This is a genomic window from Mesorhizobium sp. URHB0026, from assembly GCF_054059755.1.
The window spans coordinates 2,838,751-2,855,053 of sequence record NZ_JBSSCN010000001.1 but is presented as its reverse complement, the minus strand read 5'-3'; the positions used below and the strand labels follow the sequence as shown (position 1 = coordinate 2,855,053).

The 16,303-nt window shown below is 61.4% G+C and carries 17 protein-coding genes; 11 read left to right on the top strand and 6 right to left on the bottom strand.

Annotated features, from left to right (window positions below):
• Nucleotides 1-62: 62 nt before the first annotated feature.
• The gene (locus ACVWWD_RS13995) at nucleotides 63-656 is read left to right on the top strand and encodes a DJ-1/PfpI family protein (protein WP_015319191.1); all 594 of its coding nucleotides are present in this window, start codon (nucleotides 63-65) and stop codon (nucleotides 654-656) included.
• 111 nt (nucleotides 657-767) lie between these two features.
• On the opposite strand, the gene ACVWWD_RS13990 is transcribed toward ACVWWD_RS13995, so the two are convergent.
• The 5 genes from ACVWWD_RS13990 to ACVWWD_RS13970 all read right to left on the bottom strand — a co-directional run bounded on the left by ACVWWD_RS13990 (nucleotide 768) and on the right by ACVWWD_RS13970 (nucleotide 5,755).
• On the bottom strand, nucleotides 768-1,967 hold the full coding sequence (locus ACVWWD_RS13990; RefSeq protein WP_457103129.1) for a mandelate racemase/muconate lactonizing enzyme family protein: 1,200 nt from the start codon (nucleotides 1,965-1,967) through the stop codon (nucleotides 768-770).
• Between the two features lie 9 nt (nucleotides 1,968-1,976).
• Nucleotides 1,977-2,303, bottom strand: coding sequence for an NIPSNAP family protein (locus tag ACVWWD_RS13985; protein WP_457103128.1), 327 nt, complete (start codon nucleotides 2,301-2,303; stop codon nucleotides 1,977-1,979).
• Between the two features lie 104 nt (nucleotides 2,304-2,407).
• Nucleotides 2,408-3,766, bottom strand: a complete 1,359-nt coding sequence (locus ACVWWD_RS13980; protein WP_457103127.1) for a mandelate racemase/muconate lactonizing enzyme family protein — start codon at nucleotides 3,764-3,766, stop codon at nucleotides 2,408-2,410.
• A gap of 55 nt (nucleotides 3,767-3,821) precedes the next feature.
• On the bottom strand, nucleotides 3,822-4,988 hold the full coding sequence (locus ACVWWD_RS13975; RefSeq protein ID WP_457103126.1) for a mandelate racemase/muconate lactonizing enzyme family protein: 1,167 nt from the start codon (nucleotides 4,986-4,988) through the stop codon (nucleotides 3,822-3,824).
• A 56-nt stretch (nucleotides 4,989-5,044) separates the two neighbouring features.
• Entirely contained in the window at nucleotides 5,045-5,755 is a 711-nt protein-coding gene (locus tag ACVWWD_RS13970; RefSeq protein ID WP_457103125.1) for a GntR family transcriptional regulator, read from the bottom strand.
• Nucleotides 5,756-5,939: 184 nt separating this feature from the next.
• On the opposite strand from ACVWWD_RS13970, the gene ACVWWD_RS13965 reads away from it, so the two are divergent.
• From ACVWWD_RS13965 to ACVWWD_RS13940, 6 genes are all read left to right on the top strand, one after another.
• The gene (locus ACVWWD_RS13965) at nucleotides 5,940-7,418 is read left to right on the top strand and encodes an ABC transporter substrate-binding protein (RefSeq protein WP_031240557.1); all 1,479 of its coding nucleotides are present in this window, start codon (nucleotides 5,940-5,942) and stop codon (nucleotides 7,416-7,418) included.
• A gap of 75 nt (nucleotides 7,419-7,493) precedes the next feature.
• Nucleotides 7,494-8,453 (top strand): carbohydrate ABC transporter permease, encoded by a 960-nt coding sequence (locus ACVWWD_RS13960; protein ID WP_352546797.1) that lies wholly within the window; start codon nucleotides 7,494-7,496, stop codon nucleotides 8,451-8,453.
• Complete coding sequence (locus ACVWWD_RS13955; protein ID WP_023771325.1) at nucleotides 8,450-9,340, top strand: carbohydrate ABC transporter permease; 891 nt, start codon at nucleotides 8,450-8,452, stop codon at nucleotides 9,338-9,340. The genes ACVWWD_RS13960 and ACVWWD_RS13955 overlap by 4 nt, the downstream gene beginning before the upstream one ends.
• Nucleotides 9,341-9,350: 10 nt before the next feature.
• On the top strand, nucleotides 9,351-10,448 hold the full coding sequence (locus ACVWWD_RS13950) for an ABC transporter ATP-binding protein (RefSeq protein WP_352546796.1): 1,098 nt from the start codon (nucleotides 9,351-9,353) through the stop codon (nucleotides 10,446-10,448).
• A 33-nt stretch (nucleotides 10,449-10,481) separates the two neighbouring features.
• Complete coding sequence (locus ACVWWD_RS13945) at nucleotides 10,482-11,645, top strand: mandelate racemase/muconate lactonizing enzyme family protein (protein ID WP_352546794.1); 1,164 nt, start codon at nucleotides 10,482-10,484, stop codon at nucleotides 11,643-11,645.
• A gap of 23 nt (nucleotides 11,646-11,668) precedes the next feature.
• A complete protein-coding gene (locus tag ACVWWD_RS13940) occupies nucleotides 11,669-12,409 on the top strand; it encodes a ribonuclease activity regulator RraA (protein ID WP_352546793.1) in 741 nt (246 codons plus the stop codon).
• Nucleotides 12,410-12,473: 64 nt separating this feature from the next.
• On the opposite strand, the gene ACVWWD_RS13935 is transcribed toward ACVWWD_RS13940, so the two are convergent.
• A complete protein-coding gene (locus tag ACVWWD_RS13935; protein ID WP_352546792.1) occupies nucleotides 12,474-13,370 on the bottom strand; it encodes a LysR family transcriptional regulator in 897 nt (298 codons plus the stop codon).
• Between the two features lie 228 nt (nucleotides 13,371-13,598).
• Here ACVWWD_RS13935 and ACVWWD_RS13930 point away from each other — a divergent pair, with 228 nt between their 5' ends.
• The 4 genes from ACVWWD_RS13930 to ACVWWD_RS13915 all read left to right on the top strand — a co-directional run bounded on the left by ACVWWD_RS13930 (nucleotide 13,599) and on the right by ACVWWD_RS13915 (nucleotide 16,242).
• Nucleotides 13,599-14,333: an SDR family NAD(P)-dependent oxidoreductase gene (locus ACVWWD_RS13930; RefSeq protein ID WP_352546790.1), complete on the top strand. Its 735-nt coding sequence runs from the start codon at nucleotides 13,599-13,601 to the stop codon at nucleotides 14,331-14,333.
• 48 nt (nucleotides 14,334-14,381) lie between these two features.
• Nucleotides 14,382-15,134: an SDR family NAD(P)-dependent oxidoreductase gene (locus ACVWWD_RS13925; protein WP_352546789.1), complete on the top strand. Its 753-nt coding sequence runs from the start codon at nucleotides 14,382-14,384 to the stop codon at nucleotides 15,132-15,134.
• Between the two features lie 31 nt (nucleotides 15,135-15,165).
• Complete coding sequence (locus ACVWWD_RS13920) at nucleotides 15,166-15,765, top strand: NADPH-dependent F420 reductase (RefSeq protein ID WP_352546787.1); 600 nt, start codon at nucleotides 15,166-15,168, stop codon at nucleotides 15,763-15,765.
• 63 nt (nucleotides 15,766-15,828) lie between these two features.
• Nucleotides 15,829-16,242 (top strand): nuclear transport factor 2 family protein, encoded by a 414-nt coding sequence (locus tag ACVWWD_RS13915; RefSeq protein WP_352546786.1) that lies wholly within the window; start codon nucleotides 15,829-15,831, stop codon nucleotides 16,240-16,242.
• Nucleotides 16,243-16,303 lie beyond the last annotated feature (61 nt).

The following is a 16,303-nucleotide window of genomic DNA, read 5'->3' as shown; positions in this document are numbered from 1 at the left end:
CAATCAATGCGGGGCGCAGCATGACTCGCCCCGCCCCTTTCACACGACAAGAGGACATGATCATGTCAGGCAAGAAAATATTGATGCTCACCGGCGAGTTCACCGAGGAGTACGAGATCTTCGTCTACCAGCAAGCAATGGAAGCGGTTGGTCACACGGTCCACGTGGTCTGCCCGGACAAGAAGGCCGGAGACCTCATCAAGACCTCCCTGCACGACTTCGAGGGCGACCAGACCTACACCGAAAAGCTCGGCCATTTTCAGGTGATCAACAAGACGTTTGCTGAAGCGGAAAAGCAGCTCGATCAATACCACGCCGTATATTGCGCCGGCGGCCGCGGCCCGGAATACATCCGCACCGACAAACGGGTGCAAGCCATGGTGCGCCACTTCCACGATACCCAGAAGCCGATCTTCACGATCTGCCATGGGGTCCAGATTCTGATTGCCGTGGACGGTGTCGTCCGCGGCAAGAAGGTCGGCGCGCTCGCCGCTTGCGAACCGGAAGTGACGCTGGCCGGCGGCACCTACATCGACCTCTCGCCGACGGAGGCCTATGTCGACGGAACCATGGTGTCGGCCAAGGGATGGACAGCCCTCGCTGCCTTCATCCGCGAATGCCTGAAGGTGCTCGGGACCGAGATTCGCCATAATTAAACAAGATCGGCGCACGTCAACAATGCGCCGGCTTCTGTTGTGATGAGACGTGCAACCACGAGTCTTTGAAGTAGGCCCTCGGTCGATGAGATCGAGGGCCACCGTCGCCGGTCAATCGAAGAATCCGGCATCCTCCGCTAGCAAATACTTCCTGGCGCCTTCGGCGTCGATATCGAGGCCTAGCCCCGGTGCTTCCAGCAGATCCACCATGCTGTCCTTCACGATCTGCTTGGGCAGGCCGATGACGATGTCGTTCCACCACGGGTCCGAGGCACTGGGGTATTCGAACGCCACGTAATTGGCGGGCAAGGTGGCGCAGACGTTGATCAGCGCGCCGAGCCCCAGCAGGCCATTCGCCGTGCCATGCGGCGCCATCAGGATCGAGTGCATATAGGCGTGCTCGGCGACCCATTTGAGCTCGGCAATGCCGCCGATGTCGGCAGGATCGGGGCCGATGACGCGCACCGCCTGCGTCTCGATCAGTTCCTTGAAATTGTGCCTGAGGTAAATCTGCTCGCCGGTATGGATCGGCGTCGAGGTGGAGGTGGTCAGTTCCCGGTAGGCCTGCGGATTGACCCACGGTACATAGTCGCCGGTCAGCATGTCCTCCAGCCACATCAGATTGTACCTCTCGACCGCGCGGGCGAACCTGATCGCATCGGGCAGCATCCAGCCCGGGCCGCAGTCGAGTGCCAGGCTGACCTTGTCGCCCAGCACTTCCTTCATCGCGATCACGCAGTCGAGCATGTGGTTGAAACCGCGTTCGCTGATCACGCCCTGATCCATGGCACCGTGATAGCCGGCCTTCTTCTGCGTCACACCATAATGGAAGCCCTCGATAGTGTCCTTCATGTTGGAGTGGAACGAGATTCCTTGCTTAACCATGAAGAAGTTCTGCGGCTGCTCCATCATCCATTTGACGTCCGCGGCGTAGTCCTCCGGCCGGTCGCCTGTGCGCTTCTGGCGGATCGAGCCGTTATAGACGCGCACCTTGTCGCGCACCTTGCCGCCGAGCAGCTTGTAGGCCGGCACGCCCGCGGCCTTGCCGGCTATGTCCCAAAGCGCATGTTCGATAGCGCTGACCGCCGCGCCATAAGGCTTGAAAGAACCGCGTTGGCGGATCTTCAACATGACCCGCTCGACATCGGTCGGATCCTCGCCGATCAGCGCCTCGCGGAAATGCAGCACAAAGGGCTTGAGATAGGTCTTTGTGAACTCGACTTCGCCCAGACCGTAGAGGCCCTCGTCAGTGACGACGCGAACGATGGGATGCCGCCCGATGACGGCGCAGCGCAGGTCGGTGATTTTCATGGCGCAGCCCTATCTCACGGACGAGAAAGCTGTCGGCGTGAGCAACTGGCTGCTGATATTGGCAACGATCTGCCCGTCGCGCTCGGACTCGTCCCGAGCCCTGTGCCATGCCGGATCGGTGACGAAAGCCGTCCATTTCGCCTCACGCTCGGCCAGTGATTGCCAGGCTAGAAAATAGGTGAGGCGATTGCTGTTTTCGCCGATCGCCGTGGTGAAAAACCCAGCCTGTCGGATGCCATGCCTCTCCCAGATGGCCAGCGTTTGGTCTGAAAAGCGCTTGAGCAAAGCCGGCAGCCTCCCCGGCAGGCAGTCATAGACACGCAGTTCGTAGATCATGGTTTCGTCCGTTTCTTTCTACGCCTCTCCCTTGGGAGAGGTCGACACGAATGGTCGGTCGTTGGCCCTGTGAGCCTGGCGGGAATGATGGCAGGGGATCTGGGCTAACTCCAGGTCCGGTCCCAGCTAGATTCATTGTCCCAATGCTCGGTGGATTGCCATATTCCCGTGACACCGGGCTGCAGGTGCTGGCTGATCACCTCGTCGACCACATCGTCTATGCCCAGCCCCGGCTTGTCGGGCACGGCGACGAAGCCGTCCTTGACGAGCGGCTTGGGCAGGCCAGTGACGATATCGTCCCACCAGTCGACATCGGCGGAGTGGTATTCGAGCGCCATGAAGTTCTCGGTCGCGGTGGCGACATGCGCGGCGGCCATCGCGGCGATCGGGCTTTCGGCCATATGGATGGCCATGGCGACACCGTGATCCTGCGCCATGTCGCCGATCTTCTTGGTCTCGAGAATACCCCCACTGGTGAGCAGGTCCGGGTGGATGACGGAGAGGCCGCCGCTCTTGAGCAGCGGCTCGAAGCCTTCCCTGAGGTAGATGTCTTCGCCGGTGCACATCGGCACCGTGGTGGCCCCCTGCAATTGCCGGTACTGCTCGGTGTGTTGCCAGGGGATCACATCCTCCAGCCAGGCCGGGGCGTATTTCTCGATGCGACGCGACAGGCGTATGCCGTCCTGCAGCGAGATGTGGCCGACATGGTCGATGGCGAGCGGGATCTCGTATCCAATCACCTCGCGAACCTCGTGGATGTACTGCTCGAGCAGGTCGATCCCCTTTTCGGTGAAATGCAGGCCGGTGAACGGGTGCTGCACGTTCTGCGCGTCGTAGGCGAGATTGCGGGCCTTGCGCTCCTCAAGCGTGCCGCCACGGCCGCGCGGATTGGCATGAAACCCTTCGAGCGCGCCGGCGGGCGCGGACACGGCGCCCGGGACATGGGCGATCTGCATCAAGCCCAGGTCCATCTTGAGGAAGGTGAAACCGCGGTCCATGCGCTGCTTGAGGCGCTTTCCGGTTTCGGTGCCGCTCGGTTGCTCGGCATCGGTATCGCAATAGACGCGCACCTGATCGCGGAACTTGCCGCCGAGCATCTGGTAGATGGGAACGCCATAGGCCTTGCCGGCGAGATCCCAGAGCGCGATCTCGACCGCCGAGACGCCGCCGCCCTGCCGACCGTGCCCGCCGAATTGCTTGATGCGGCGAAACAGGCGATCGATGTCGCAGGGATTCTCGCCAAGCAGCCGGCTCTTCAGCATCAGCGCGTAGGTGGCGCTGGCGCCGTCGCGCACCTCGCCAAGCCCGACGATGCCTTGGTTGGTATAGATCTTGAGCAGCGCCGAGGTGAACGGCGCACCGACGATCTCGGCCACCCGCATGTCGGTGATGCGAAGCTCGGACGGCTTCGAGTTGGTGTTGACCCGGTTGAGGGCCTCGTCGGCTCCATCCGTCTTTGGCATGACTTATCCTCGTTCTGATTTGCGGGTTGTCGCCCGCATGCCGCCGATAACGCTGCTAGCCCAGTTCGATCTCATGGGCTTGCAGGTAATCGCGGTTCATCTCGATGCCGAGACCCGGCCTCAACGAGAGCTTGAGGCTACCGTTCGAAACATCGAGCGGCTTGTCGATAAGATGATCGTACTTGCCCAAATTCCACTCCGACGTTTCGAGCTTGTAGAAGTTCGGAACGGTCATCATCACCTGCGCTCCCGCAACCACGTTGATCGGTCCCGCGGCGTCATGGGGCGAGACTGGGATGTAGTAGGCTTCGCACAGAGCGGAAATCTTCTTGAGTTCGGTAATTCCACCGGTCCAGGTGACGTCAGGCATGATGTAGTCGGCGAGCTTGTTCTCGAGAACCGGCACGAAATCCCACTTTGTGTGGCCACGCTCGCCCCAAGAGATAGCGGCACTGACCTTCTCGCGAACCTGCTTGAGGGCGTTAAGGCTCTCGGGCGGGCATGGCTCCTCGAACCAGTCGATCTGGCCGGCTTCCTCGAGGCTGCGACAGAGGCGAATGGCGGTCGGAACATCGAAGCGGCCATGCGCATCTATGAGGATGTCGATGTCTGGACCCGCCGTTTCGCGGATCAGAGCCGTGAGTTCGGCAGCCTCGCGTTCGTCCTTGCGGGTCATGCCGCCGTCGAGATAGCCGTCCCGCTGTTCGCGCGACACACCGTCGGCATCGCGACCCTGGTGGGGGAAGGGGTCGAACTTGAGAGCAGTATGTCCAGACTCGACGATGTCAAGGATTTCGCGCACCACAGCGTCCTTGCTGGTGAATTTGGCCTGGTTGGGGTGGGTGTAGAGCGCGATCTCATCGCGGACCGGCCCGCCCAACAGTTCGTAGACCGGCTTGCCGAGGACTTTACCCCTGATGTCCCAGAGGGCTATGTCGATCGCGCTCACGCATTCGACCGCGGCGCCGCGGCTACCCATATAGGTGAAGCCGCGGAAGATCTTGTGCCAGAGGCATTCGATACGCGCCGGATCTTCGCCTGTCACGGCGGCTCCGATCTGTCGAAGGATCGTGCAGAGGGCGCGGTTGGCGAGTTTCGTGGTGGTGGTGATCTCTCCCCAGCCGCTCACTCCCTCGTCTGTCGTCACCTCGACGAACAGGAATTCCCCCCAATAGGAAGCACCAGACTTGATCAGCCACGGTCGAACGCTCGTGATTTTCATTTCAACTGCCTTTTCAGTAATGGTCAACCACGCTGTTCCAGACTCGACCCCTCGTCCTATCCGGCCCGAGCGGCGTTGCGTGCACGCATCTGTTCGAGAACATGCCGGCCGGAACCCTCGACATGGCGGGAGATGAGTTCGGCCGCCTTGTCGGCCTCCCCCGCCTTGATGAGCGCAATGAGTTCGCGATGCTCACGAATGATCGCGGCACGCCGCGCGAGCGTGAAATTGAAACGCCGGCTCACCGCTCGCAGCACTTCGCGATGCTTCCACCAGAGCTCGGCGGCATGGCGGTTATAGTGCCGCTGGTACATCACCGTGTGAAATGCGGTATCCAGTTCACTGTGCCTGAACGTGTCGGCGAAATTGTTCTCTTCGATCAGGCCTTGGATACGTTCGAGTTCGGCGATGTCCTCACCGGTGGCCATACCTACAAACCATCGCGTCAAGGCTGGCTCGATCAGAACTCCGATCTCGTAGATATCGCGGACGAAATCCTGATCGATGGGCCTTACACGCGCCCCGCGGTTGGGAGAAAAGATGACGAACCCCTCGCCCCGCAACAGTTGCAGGGCCTCGCGCACGGGATTGGTCGACGTGCCGTGGCGGCGGGCGAGATCGGTGACAACAAGCCGTTCGTTGGCGGCGAGCCGTCCCTCGATGATGTCTTCCCTGATCAGTTCGTAAAGCGAGGCACCCTCGTTGGAGGCTCCGATGGCGTCGATCCCCGGAGGTGGCTTTGCTTTGAAATCGTCTGTTTCGGCCAAGGGCCGACTCCCCAAATTAATACACAGTCTGTCCGATATCACGCACGGTTCCCACAAACAATGTACGATCTGGTGCGTTGACAGGCAATCCAGGTTCTGAAAACGTACTAAGCGGTCGAGAGGATACACCGTACTGCAAGAACCATCCTCGCGATCGCAGGGCGGAGAACCAGGGAGGATACCTATGACGAGAATCATGCTCGGCAGTGCGGTCCTGCGCGGCACTGTCGTCCGTATTTTGACGGCATCACTTATGTCCACATCGGCGATGGCTGCGCCACCGGTCGACATCAGCAAATGGTCGCCCGAATATGTGCGCTCCATCGCGGGAACACAGGATTTCGACACGGCCGCCGATTGCGCCAAGGTCACCCCGCTGGACTACAAGGGGCGACTGACTTTCTGGTATCAGGGCGTGTTCGAGGGCGATCCCGACCTGCTGCGCCAGTACTACAAGGATTTCTTCGAGACTTTCCGCAAGACCTATCCGAACATCAAGCTCGAGGAACAGGCCCTCACCTATAATGACCTTCTCGACAAATTCCGCACCGCGCTCCTGGGCAATGCCGCGCCGATGGCGGTGCGCCTGCAAATCCTGGGCGGTACCGAATTCGCCTCGAAAGGCTATCTGCAGCCGCTCAAGCCGGAGGATGTGGGCTATTCGACCGAGGATTTCTGGCCCGGCGCCATGAAGGCCGTGACCTGGGATGGGGTCACATACGGCGTTCCAACCAACAACGAGACGATGGCGTTCATCTGGAATGCCGACATCTTCAAGCGTGCGGGTCTCGATCCGGACAAGGCTCCCGCAACCTGGGACGACGTCGTCAAATATTCCAAGCAGATCCACGACAAGCTCGGCATTGCCGGTTACGGCCTCGTGGCTCGCAAGAATGCCGGCAATACACCCTATCGCTTCATGCCGCAGCTGTGGGCCTATGGCGGCGGCGTCTTCGACGAAGCCACCGCGAACCCGACTTACAAGGAGGTGGAGCTCGACAGCCCGCAGAGCAAGGCGGCGCTGGAAGCCTCATACGACATGTATGTCCGAGACAAGTCGGTTCCGGTTTCGGCACTTACCAACCAGCAGGCCGATAACCAGCCTCTGTTCGTCGCCGGCCAGCTAGGCATGATGATCTCGCACCCGTCCGACTACAACGTCATGCTTGACCTGCAGAAGAAGGCGACGGGCACCGACAAGGAAAAGGCGCAGACCGTCATCGACAACATGCGCTACGGCCTGATTCCGACTGGCCCCGACGGCAAGCGCGCCGTCGTGTTCGGCGGCTCGAACATCCACATCCTGAAGCCCGAATATGTCGAGGGCGGCAAGGTGGACGAGCCGGCCGCCAAGGCGATGATCTGCATGTGGACGAGCCCTGAATGGTCGTTGAAGATGGCCTATGCCGGCTCGAACCCGGGCAATCTCAATGGCTTCAAGACCAAATGGATGAAGGAACGTCTGGACCATATCAAGTTCCTCGATGTCACGACCTCGATGCTGCCCTATGGCATACCCTTCCCGGCGCTGCCGGAATCCCCGGAAATTATGAACATCATCGTCCCGGACATGCTGCAGAATGCCCTGACCGGCGCGATGACCGTCGACCAGGCAGCGGACGACGCGGCCAAGAAGGTGAAAGACCTGATGGGCGGGCTCTAGTCCCAATCTGACCTGCGACCCACCGGCTGCGCCGAGAGCGCGGCCGGTTCGTTCCGAAAAAAAGGGCACGCCACAGTGTCGATCGTGACCGGCAAGGCCGAGGCTCGCCGAAAATCGCAACCCGGCAGGTCCGGCGCGCTGCGGAACATCTGGACCCATCGCGCCGACTACGCATACGTGCTCCCGGCGATCGCCGTGATGCTCGTCGTCATCGCCTATCCAATCTACTACACGATCGAGCTGTCGTTCTATAAGACGCCGCCTGGCCTGCAGCTCCGCGACAAGACCTTCATCGGCTTCGACAATTACACCACCATCCTCACCAGCGATGTGTTCTGGAAAGTAACCTGGAACACCCTGATCTGGACATTCGGATCCACTTTCATCTCCTTTGTCCTGGGGTTTGCCACGGCGCTGGCGCTGCACCGAGACTTTGTCGGCCGCGGCGTCCTGCGCGCCATCCTGATCATCCCCTGGGTGATCAGCGCCGTTGCCGCCTCCTATATCTGGAAGTGGATCTACCATTCGGATTTCGGCATCATCGGCGCTGTGCTGGTCGGCCTCGGATTGACCGACCGGCCACCCAATTTCATCGACAACGTCAGCACGGTGCTGCCCTCCCTGATCGTCGTCAATATCTGGCGCGAGTTTCCGTTCGCCATGATCATGATGATGGCCGGCCTGCAGACGGTCCCCGAGCAATTGTTGCGCGCCGCCAAGGTCGACGGGGCCAGTGCATGGCAGCGCTTCTGGCACGTCACTTTCCCGCACTTGCGCAACGTTTCGGTGGTGACGATCCTGCTGCTCGCGGTGGCCAACTTCAATTCCTTCATCATCCCCTGGATCATGACCGCAGGCGGACCATCGAACGCATCGCATATCTGGATAACCCATATTTACGAGCTCGCCTTCGGCCGCCAGCGCTGGGGCGTGGCATCGGCCTATTCGGTGCTCCTGTTCCTCATCCTGATGACGCTGGGCTATTTCTATGTCCGGGCGCTAAGCGGCAATGAGCGGAAAGAGGGGAGCACATGAGCAGGCTTGCGGAGACAACCTCCCGAGGCAGGCCCCATCGCCGCATGCGCGTCGACGGATGGCGCTGGGCCGGGCGCATCTTCCTCTTGTTCATGCTGATTTACACTGCGGTGCCGATGATCTGGATGCTGATCACCTCGATCAAGTCCGGCTTCGCGGCGACGCAATTCCCGCCGCAGTGGTGGCCAAACGAGCCTACGCTTGCCAGCTACAAGAAGCTGCTCGATCCACAGAACAGCGTCGGCCAGGACTTCCTGCGCTTCTTCTGGAACAGCCTGTTCGTGTCGACCGTCACGACAATCCTTTCGGTGATCGTTGCCGTCCCCGCGGCCTATGCGTTTTCGCGCTTCACCTTCCCTGGCCGGAACTTCCTGTTCTTCGCCGTGCTGCTGCGCAACATGTTCCCGGCGGTGATCTTTCTCGTGCCGCTCTTCATCCTGATGCGCGCGATCGGGCTGGTGAACACGCATGGCTCGCTGATCTTGACCTATCTCACGTTCGGCCTGCCCCTGGCGATCTGGCTGCTCAAGGGTTTTTACGACAACATCCCGGTGCAGCTCGAGCAGGCGGCGCGTATCGATGGGGCAACACGGTTCCAGGCCTTCATCATGATCGTGATGCCGCTCTCGACCCCGGGGATTATCGCCACCGCGATCTATTCCTTCATCGGCGCGTGGAACGAGTACATTTACGCTTACACGTTCCTCTCCAAAAATGAACAGTTGACCCTGCCGGTCGGCATCCAGCGCTTCTTCTCGGAAAACACCACGGACTTTCCGGGCCTGATGGCGGCGAGCTTCATGATGAGTGTGCCTGTCGTGGTGCTGTTCCTCGTCCTGCAGCGATACTTCGTACGCGCCCTGACAGAAGGCGCGGTCAAGCATTAGGGAGTTGCCGATGGCCCACGTGGTCCTCAAAGATCTCGTCAAGACCTATGGCGGCTTCAGGGCGGTCAACGATGTTTCACTGACGGTCAACGACGGCGAGTTCGTTGCGCTTGTCGGCCCTTCAGGCTGCGGCAAGACGACCACGCTCAACCTCGTTGCCGGGCTGACCCCGATCACATCGGGCGACATCCTCATTGGCGACCAGGTGGTCAACGACCTCGACCCCAAGGACCGGGACATCGCAATGGTGTTCCAGAACTACGCGCTTTATCCGCAAAAGTCGGTCTACATGAACCTCGCGTTCCCGCTACAGATGCGCAAACTGCCCAGGGACGAGATCGACAAGAAGGTCAAGGAAGCGGCGCGCGTGCTCGACATGACGCACCTGCTCGAGCGCAAGCCGCGCGAACTTTCGGGCGGGCAGCAGCAGCGTGTGGCGCTGGGCCGTGCGCTCGTGCGCGATCCCGCCGTGTTTCTCATGGACGAGCCGCTCTCGAACCTCGACGCGAAACTGCGCGTACAGATGCGGTCCGAGATCAAGCGCTTCCACCAGGACCTCAAGGCGACGATCATCTATGTGACGCACGACCAGCTCGAAGCCGTCACCATGGCCGACAAGATGGCTGTGATGAACGGTGGCTTCCTGCAGCAATACGATTCACCGGCGCAGGTCTTTGCCCATCCGGTGAACATGTTCGTCGCCAGCTTCATCGGCAGCCCGGCAATGAGCCTCATTCCGCTCGAGACATCGACGGCAAACGGCAACACCGTGTTGACCAGCGCGGAGGGCTGGAGCCTCGGACTCTCGCCGCGCAACGTCCAGAAGGTCACGAGGGCAACGACCAAGAAAATCGTGCTCGGCGCACGCCACTCGACGATCAAGCTCCACAAGAGCTCGGTGCAAGGCAGCATCCGGGCCAAGGTCTACACGGTGGAACCAACCGGAGACGTCACCTTCGTGCAGGCGTTCCTGTCCGGTGCCATCGTCAACGTCAGCGTGCCGCCCAACGTTGCCGTCGCGCCCGACGAGCGGATCTGGCTCGAGTTCGACCAGGAGCGGATGCATCTGTTCGACGGTGAGACCGAAATGGCTCTCGAGGCCGACTGAGACAGGGCGGATGCGTGTGGGACGCGGGCGTGGATGACTACGAAACTTAAGATCACGGCGATCAAACCCTATCCGGCGTGGGTGGGAACGCGCAATCAGATGCTGGTGAAGGTCGAGACCGACCAGGGCATTTTCGGCTGGGGCGAGAGCGGCCTGAGCGGCCGCGAGAAGGCCGTGGCCGGCGCGATCGAGCACTATCGCGAGTTTCTCGTCGGCCGCGATCCCATGCAGATCGGGCGGATCTGGCAGGAGATTTATCGCAGCCAGTATTTCGAAGGTGGGCGGGTTCTGCAGGCTGCCATTTCGGCCATCGATATCGCCCTTCACGATATCAAGGGCAAGGCGCTGGGCGTGCCGGTCCATGAGCTGCTGGGCGGCAAACAGCGCGACCGGATCCCCACCTTCGCCTCGACCGGAGACGAGGCCGAGGGCGATGTTGCCATCGAGCGGGCCCGCGAATTGCGCGCACAAGGCTGGCAGGCGATCCGCTTCTTTCCCGTGGGGCAAAACAGCAGGGACGTGTTCGAGCCACGCGAGTCGATCGGCGCTACCGCGACCATGCTGAACAAGGCGCGCCGGGCGCTGGGTAACGATGTCGTCCTCGGCATCGACTATCATCATCGGCTGTCGGTGGCGGAGGCGGCGAGCTTCTGCAACAAACTCGACCGCGGCGTGCTCGATTTTCTCGAGGAGCCGATACGCGACGAGACGCCGGAAGCCTACGAATCCCTGCGCACGATGACCGACATCCCCTTTGCCATTGGCGAGGAATTTGCCAGCAAGTGGCAGTTCCTGCCCTACATCGAGCGCGGCATCCACCAGTTCAACCGGCTCGATATCTGCAATGTCGGCGGGTTCACCGAGGCGATGAAAATCGCCGGCTGGAGCGAGGCGCACTATGTGGACCTGATGCCGCACAATCCGCTTGGTCCAGTATGCACGGCCGCGACGGTGCATCTGGCCGCCGCTGTCCCCAACTTCGCGTGGCTCGAGACCAGGGCTCCCGAAGCAAGGCTTGGCTTCGACAATTCCGAATTTTTCCCGGTGCAACCACGGCTCGACGGCCCCGACTACCCGGTGGGCGATCTGCCGGGGCTCGGCGTCGAGGTCAACGAAGAGGCCGTCCAGGCGCAGAGCTTCCATTTCTGGGAAGCGCCCCACCTCAAGCGCCGCGATGGTTCTGTCACGAACTGGTAGTTCCCTTTCAATCGGAGTCCACGATGACGCATACTTCCGACATCACGCGGCCGCCGAAGGATCTGATCGACGCCCTAAAGGAGATCGGCGCCGCGACGGTTGCCGGCACGCTTGGCCATATGGGCTTCCGCAATCCGCATATGGTCGGCCCGGTGGCGCAGAACCACGGCAGATCGATCGTCGGGCCGGCACTGACGCTGCAGTTCCTGCCGCAACGGCCCGATCTTTTCAACGAGGGAGAATATGCCGATCCGGAAACACAGCTGCACCGGCATGTGCTGTACCACGCACATGAGGGGGATGTGGTCGTGGTCGATGCGCGCGGCGACATGAGTTCGGGCGTCTTCGGCGATATGATGTCGACGTATTTCAAGGGCAGAGGCGGCGCGGGTATCGTCATCGACGGCTGCATGCGCGACCGGCCCAATGTCGAAAAGCTCGATCTGGCCTTATGGCTGCGCGGCTGGACGCCCAACTACCATGTTCAAACCAGCATCTATCCCAATGCCGTCAACGTTCCGATTGCCTGCGGCGGTGTCACTGTGATCCCCGGCGACATCATCGTCGCCGACGATGATGGGGTGGTGGTGCTGCCCCTTGCGATGGCCGCGAAGGTGATCGAAGAATCCAAGAAGCATCACGATTGGGAGGAGTTCTCACGCATGAAGCTCATGGAGGGCGGCTCGTTGCAACGCTATTATCCGCTGCACCCAAGTGCGACCGAAGAGTACGAGGCCTGGCGGGCAAGCAACCCAAAATTTTGATGGACGATCGAGACCCCGAAATTTCTCGTGGAGGGCAAGCGAACCGCCGGGTCTCGGACGGGCGTTAGTCACGCGTTACGGACAGTCCCGCGATGAGCGGAGCGTAGGCGGCGAGCCTGCGCGATACGAACTCCGTGAAAAGCCGAACGCGCTTCGTCTTGCGTGTCTCCCCCTGCGTGAGAACCCAGAGTGTCCCATGCATGGGCAGGTTGGCGCCCGGCACCCTCACCAGCAGGGGGTCGATATCTCCGACAAAGCACGGCAGTTTCGTCATCCCGATCCCTTGCTGCGCCGCGATGATCTGCGTCTCGGCATCCGGAGTCCTGAACGGAGCTCCAGTGGTGTGAACTTCTCCCTCGCGCGCCCAGTCCGGAATTCCATGATCGTCTATTACGATCCACCGGAGGGGATCAGGCGTGCCCGCACGCAAGGCGGCCAGTCGATTGCGAGACATGTAGACGCCGCTGAACACCTCCGGTCCCTTCAGGCCGTGAAGATTGAGCGGCAGGGTCTTGCGGTCGGCGACAATGCGGATCGCGACGTCGGCCTCTCGGTTAGTCAGATTCGCCACCTCGCCAGTGGTCAAGATTTCCATCTCGATGTCCGGATGCATACGCGCGAAGTCGGCGAGATCCGGCATGAGCAGGTGTGTGGCGAGGAACGGTGGAACTGTCACCCGCAAAAGCCCGCGCGCGCTCTGGTCGCGACCGAAGACGCGCGTCTCCAGCTGGTGCGACGACGCTTCCATCTGGTTCGCGAGTTCGAGGACCTCCTCGCCCGCAGCCGTCAGGCGGTAGCCCGAAGGCAGCTTTTCGAACATTTGCGCCCCGAGGCGTTCCTCGAGTTGAGCGATGCGTCGCAGCACGGTCGAGTGATACACCCCGAGGCGCTCGGCGGCGGCCCGTACTGAGCCTCCGCGCGCGGCGGCAAGAAAGTAGCGAACGTCATCCCAGTCAATCATGGTGCATTCCCGCGCCGCCAGCTGCGCCTTCCGAAGCCCATTCTAGCACGCTGAGCTGTCATGCGCGCGGCCGGTGCGGCGTTCAATCTTCTGGCTGGATCGTTTTCGCACCACCGATATGCACGATTCCGCACTCACCGCCCGACTTCGGCGATCCCATCTTCAGGCTCTCGGGTTGACCTACCGCACAGCCAAAGACCCAAGATGGCGAAACGAAGGACGCACGACATGAACAGACTGAATGGAAAGACTGCAGTGATCACCGGCGGCGCCACCGGCATCGGCCGCGCCGCTGCAAAGCGCTTCGTCGAGGAGGGCGCCTTCGTCTTCATCTTCGGCCGCCGGCAGCAAGCGCTCGATGGCGCTGTGGCCGACCTCGGACCCAATGCCCGTGCGGTGAAAGGCTCGGTCTCGGATGAGGCCGACCTCGACCGGCTCTACGCTACGGTCAAGGCCGAGCGCGGGAGCCTCGACATCGTCTTCGCCAATGCCGGGGCTGGAGCCCCGCTTCCGCTCGGCCAGATCACCGCCGAGCACATTGACGAAACCTTCGACACCAATGTGAAGGGTACGATCTTCACGGTCCAGAAGGCGTTGCCGCTGATGGGCCCGGGTGGTTCGATCATCCTGACCGGGTCGAGCGCCGGCACCACGGGCGCCCCGGGGTTCACTGCCTACAGCGCGAGCAAGGCGGCAGTGCGCAACCTCGCGCGGAGCTGGGCGGAAGACCTGAAGGGCACCGGCATCCGCGTAAACGTGCTGTCGCCCGGGGCGACGGCGACCGAACTCGCGAAGGAAGCGCTGGGCGAGGAAGGACAGAAGGCCTTCGCCTCGATGACTCCGCTGCAGCGCATGGCCGATCCGGCGGAAATCGGGGCGGTGGCTGCCTTTCTCGCGTCGTCGGACAGCAGCTTCATGACCGCCAGCGAGGTCGCCGTCGACGGCGGCCTGGCGCAACTCTGACGCCGGCGCGTTCCCGCGCCTGGCCCACACAACGAAGGATAAAAGATCATGAAAAAGCTACAAGATAAGGTCGCTGTCATCACCGGCGGAAGCAGCGGGATCGGGTTGGCGACAGCCAAGCGCTTCGTTGAAGAAGGCGCGCACGTCGTGATCACCGGACGACGAGAGACAGAGCTGAAGGAGGCCGCAGCCTTCATCGAGAGAAACGTTACGCCGGTCGCAGGCGACGTGTCGCGCTTGGAGGATCTGGACCGGGTCTACGCGGTCGTGAAAGAGGAACACGGCCACATCGACATTCTCTTCGCGAACGCGGGAGCGGGGACAATCGCACCGCTCGCCGCAGCGACAGAGGCCCATTTTGACCAGACCTTCGATGTCAATGTGAAGGGGCTGTTTTTCACGGTACAGAAGGCGCTTCCACTATTCAGTGACGGCGGTTCGATCATTCTGACCTCTTCGGTCTCCAACGTGTTGGGGCTGCCAGGGTTCAGCACCTACGCTGCGAGTAAAGCGGCGGTGCGAAACTTCGCGCGCGCTTGGACACTGGAGCTGAAAGATCGCAAAATTCGCGTGAATTCAATGAGTCCCGGACCAATCGAGACCCCGGCATTGGCGACAACGACGGGCCTTACCCCCGAGCAAGCCGAGCAAGCGGCCGCCCAGTTTGCTTCACAGGTCCCAATGGGTCGCAGGGGCAAGCCAGAGGAAATCGCGGCTGCCGTCACGTTCCTTGCCTCTGACGAAAGCTCTTACATCACCGGCGTGGATTTCGCCGTCGATGGAGGCATGGCCCAGGTCTGACCTCGGCACCACACAAGATCGGAGAAACATCATGAGCTACGCAATTATCGGCTTCGGCAATATCGGCCGAGCCCTCGCCAAGGCTTTTGCTCGCAAGGGTATCGAGGTAGCCGTCGCAACCACGCGCGACCCGGAAAGCTTTGCGGGCGACGCGGCCGCGATCGGGCCTACGATCGTCCCCAAAAAGCTGGCGGACGCGGTCAAGGCGGACATCATCTTTTTGGCAGTCCGTTTCGAGTCGCATCCGGATGTCGCGAAGGCGCTGTCCACCTGGAAGGGGAAGACCATCGTCGATGTGACCAATGCCTACGGCGTGCCCCCCGAGGACCTGGGAGGACAGCCTTCTTCCAAGTTCATCGCGCAGGCTTTCGCCGGTGGACGACTGGTCAAGGGCTTCAACCATTTGATCGCTGCCTCCCTTGACCAAGATCCAGCAGTGCATGGTGGCAAGAGAGTCGTGTTCCTGGCGAGCGACGATAACGCTGCCGCAGCGGAGATTGGTACGCTCGCGGAAAATCTCGGCTTCTCGCCGATCAAACTTGGCGGGCTTTCGGAAGGTGGGCTGCTGGTCCAGGCGCGCGGAAATAGTTGGGGTCATCTGTTCTTTAAGGACCTGGTCAAGTTCGACTGACGAACACGACGTGCCCACCGGCAGGGTCACGTGATCCGGTCCGAGCGAAATAGGGAAATTCCCATGACTATCGAGAAGACCATCCAGACCGTGAAGGACTTCTTCGCCGCGATCGGCCGCGGCGACAGGAAGTCTCTGCTGGCGCTGGTCGCCGAAGACATCGAGTGGATCATTCCGGGCGAGGACTGGCCGCTGGCCGGAACGTACCGCGGACACGCGGGGCTGGCGAATTTGCTTGAGACGGCATCCAAGTCGATAGAAACGTCCACTGAACCCCGGGAGTTCATAGCGCTAGGAGACCGGGTTTTGGTCGTCGGCTCCGCGAGGGGAAGGATCAAAGCCACGAACAAGACGTTCGAGGACGACTGGATCTTCGCCATCACGGTCCGGGACGGCAGATTGACCAATATCCGGGAATACGTCGACACACAAGCACTGGCACGTGCCTCGCAGATGGACGCGTCCGGACCGGCGTAGCGCTGGCCATCCGCGGCCATCGGAATGGGGTAGACGGCGGATCAGCGGCGGATCGCCCCCT

Excerpts from the sequence above, each read along its gene's own strand:
- ACVWWD_RS13985 (WP_457103128.1), bottom strand. The coding sequence starts at position 2,303 with ATGATCTACGAACTGCGTGTCTATGACTGCCTGCCGGGGAGGCTGCCG.
- ACVWWD_RS13975 (WP_457103126.1), bottom strand. The coding sequence starts at position 4,988 with ATGAAAATCACGAGCGTTCGACCGTGGCTGATCAAGTCTGGTGCTTCC.
- ACVWWD_RS13950 (WP_352546796.1), top strand. The coding sequence starts at position 9,351 with ATGGCCCACGTGGTCCTCAAAGATCTCGTCAAGACCTATGGCGGCTTC.
- ACVWWD_RS13980 (WP_457103127.1), bottom strand. The coding sequence starts at position 3,766 with ATGCCAAAGACGGATGGAGCCGACGAGGCCCTCAACCGGGTCAACACC.
- ACVWWD_RS13995 (WP_015319191.1), top strand. The coding sequence starts at position 63 with ATGTCAGGCAAGAAAATATTGATGCTCACCGGCGAGTTCACCGAGGAG.
- ACVWWD_RS13945 (WP_352546794.1), top strand. The coding sequence starts at position 10,482 with ATGACTACGAAACTTAAGATCACGGCGATCAAACCCTATCCGGCGTGG.
- ACVWWD_RS13935 (WP_352546792.1), bottom strand. The coding sequence starts at position 13,370 with ATGATTGACTGGGATGACGTTCGCTACTTTCTTGCCGCCGCGCGCGGA.
- ACVWWD_RS13925 (WP_352546789.1), top strand. The coding sequence starts at position 14,382 with ATGAAAAAGCTACAAGATAAGGTCGCTGTCATCACCGGCGGAAGCAGC.
- ACVWWD_RS13955 (WP_023771325.1), top strand. The coding sequence starts at position 8,450 with ATGAGCAGGCTTGCGGAGACAACCTCCCGAGGCAGGCCCCATCGCCGC.
- ACVWWD_RS13990 (WP_457103129.1), bottom strand. The coding sequence starts at position 1,967 with ATGAAAATCACCGACCTGCGCTGCGCCGTCATCGGGCGGCATCCCATC.
- ACVWWD_RS13965 (WP_031240557.1), top strand. The coding sequence starts at position 5,940 with ATGACGAGAATCATGCTCGGCAGTGCGGTCCTGCGCGGCACTGTCGTC.
- ACVWWD_RS13940 (WP_352546793.1), top strand. The coding sequence starts at position 11,669 with ATGACGCATACTTCCGACATCACGCGGCCGCCGAAGGATCTGATCGAC.
- ACVWWD_RS13915 (WP_352546786.1), top strand. The coding sequence starts at position 15,829 with ATGACTATCGAGAAGACCATCCAGACCGTGAAGGACTTCTTCGCCGCG.
- ACVWWD_RS13930 (WP_352546790.1), top strand. The coding sequence starts at position 13,599 with ATGAACAGACTGAATGGAAAGACTGCAGTGATCACCGGCGGCGCCACC.
- ACVWWD_RS13920 (WP_352546787.1), top strand. The coding sequence starts at position 15,166 with ATGAGCTACGCAATTATCGGCTTCGGCAATATCGGCCGAGCCCTCGCC.